Below are 2,602 nucleotides of genomic sequence, written 5' to 3' on the forward strand. Positions count from 1 at the left end.
CACCACCAGATGCCGCGCCACCACACCCCCCAGCGTCCCCGTCCCACCGGTCACCAGCACCGTGCCGTCCGGGTCCAGAGAGCCGAGGCGGGCGGTATCGGGCCCGGCACCACCACCGGCACCGGCACCACCACCGGAGACGGCCGCCCGCACCAGCCGCGGCACCAGCACCCGCTCCCCGCGCACCGCCACCTGCCACTCACCAGCGGCCACCGCCGCCGCCACCACCCCCACCGGCACCTCACCGGCAGCCTCCACATCCACCAGCACAAAACGCCCCGGATGCTCCGTCTGCGCCGACCGCACCAGACCCCACACCACCGCACCGACCGGATCGGCCACCTCACCCGGCACCACCGCCACCGCACCCCGCGTCACCACCACCAACGGCCGCTCCCCACCACCGGACAAACACTCCTGGACCAGGGCGAGCGCCTGGTGGGCCGCCACGCGGGCCGCGTCGGCGGTGTCGGTGTCGGTGTCGGTGTCGGTGTCGGTGTCGGTCCAGGCTGCGGACGCGCCGAGGTGCACGAACTCCGGTTCCGGCGCCGGGCCGCCGGTGGTGTCCGGCGTCAGCTCGGTCCACTCGAGGCCGAACAGGGACGGGTGCGGCCGGCTGCCCGCCGACGCGATCCCCTCGGCGGGCAGGGGCCGCAGGGAGAGAGACTCCACCTCCGCCACGGGTTCGCCCACGCCGTCGGTGACGGTGAGGGCCGCGGTGTTCCCGCCCGTGGCCGACAGCCGTACGCGCAGCGCGGTGGCGCCGACCGCGTGGAGGCGCACTCCCGCGAAGGAGAACGGGATCCTGGGAGCGGCCGCACCGTCCGCCCCGTCGAGCACCACCGCGTGGAGGGCGGCGTCCAGCAGCGCCGGGTGGATGCCGAAGCGTCCCGCCTCGTCCGCCGCCTCCTCGGGCAGCCGCACCTCGGCGCAGAGGTCCGCGCCGTTTCGCCAGAGCGCCTTGAGGCCCTGGAAGAGGGGGCCGTAGTGGTATCCGAGGTCCGCCAGCCGCTCGTAGGCGGCGGTGACGTCGACGGGTACGGCTCCGGCGGGGGGCCAGGCGCCGGCCGCCGGCGGGAGCGCCCGGCCGCCGGCGGCGAGCGTCCCGGCCGCGTGCCGCGTCCAGGGCGTGCCGTCCGGATCGGCCTGCACGTCCTGGGGGCGGGAGTGGATGGCCACCGGCCGGCGGCCGGAGTCGTCCGGGGCGCCCACGGCCACCTGGAGCTGTACCGCCGCGCCGCGTTCGGGCAGTACCAGCGGCGACTCCAGGGTGAGTTCGTCGAGTACGGTGCAGCCCGCCCGGTGGCCGGCCCGGAGCGCCAGTTCCAGGAAGGCGGTGCCGGGGAGGAGGACGGTGCCACCGACGGCGTGGTCGGCCAGCCACGGGTGGGTACGCAGCGACAGCCGCCCGGTGAACAGCAGCCCGCCGCCGTCCGCGGTGGGCACCGCCGCGCCCAGCAGCGGATGGTCGTCGGTGCCCTCCAGACCGAGGCCGGCGGCGTCGCCGGTGTTCCCGTGCGGCTCCAGCCAGTACCGCTCGCCCTCGAAGGGGTAGGTCGGCAGCTCGATCCGGGGGTGCGGTCCGGTTCCGAGCACAGCGGTCCAGTCGGCCTCGGTGCCCAGGACGTAGGCGTCGGCGAGCGCGGTGAGTGCGGCGACCGGTTCCGGTTCGCCGCGGCGCAGGGCGGGGATCACCGTCCACCGTCCGCCGTCGCCTCCGTCCGCCGCCGGGTGTTCGGCGAGCGTCGCGGCGGCGGCGGGGGTGAGGACGGGGTCGGGTCCCACCTCCAGATAGACGGTGACGCCCTCACCACGGAGCGCCCGGACACCATCGGCGAAACGGACCGTCTCCCGCACATGCCGCACCCAGTACTCCGGCGAGGCCAACTCCTCATCGGAAGCCACCCGCCCGGTCACGTTCGACACCACCGGTATACCGGCCGGCGCGAACGACAACCCCCGCACCACCGCCCCGAACTCCTCCAGCACACCCTCCATATGAGCCGAATGAAACGCATGACTGACCCGCAACCGCCGCGTACGACGCCCCCGCGCCGCCCACCACGCGGCCACCTCCCCCACCGCCACGGCATCCCCCGACACCACCACCGCATCCGGACCGTTGACCGCCGCCACCGACACCCGGCCACCCCACCGGCCCAGCTGAGCCACCACCTCCTCCTCCGACACCGCCAACGCCACCATCGCCCCACCCGAAGGCGCCTGCTGCATCACCCGACCCCGCGCCGCCACCAACGCACACGCATCGGCCAGCGACCACACCCCGGCCACATACGCCGCCACCACCTCACCGACCGAATGACCGGCCACACACCCCGGCACCACACCCCAGCTCTCCAACAACCGGAACAGCGCCACCTCCACCGCGAACAACGCCGGCTGCGCATACCGCGTCTCATCCAGCAACCCGGCCTCCGCACTGCCCTCCGCCGCGAACACCACCTCCCGCAACGGCCGCTCCAGATACCGGTCCACCTCCCCGCACACCGCATCGAACGCCGCCGCGAACACCGGATACACCGCATACAGCTCACGCCCCATCCCCGGACGCTGACTGCCCTGCCCCGAGAACAGGAAGGCG

1 protein-coding gene is annotated in these 2,602 nt (G+C 74.6%); it reads right to left on the minus strand.

Annotated features, from left to right (window positions below; all coding sequences use genetic code 11):
• Positions 1–2,595 (minus strand): acyltransferase domain-containing protein (locus CUT83_RS13260; RefSeq protein WP_277622943.1); only part of this gene is annotated, 2,595 nt, incomplete at its 3' end.
• Positions 2,596–2,602 lie beyond the last annotated feature (7 nt).

Origin of the sequence: Streptomyces barkulensis, from assembly GCF_002843305.1 — a bacterium.
GTDB classification, from domain to species: domain Bacteria; phylum Actinomycetota; class Actinomycetes; order Streptomycetales; family Streptomycetaceae; genus Streptomyces; species Streptomyces barkulensis.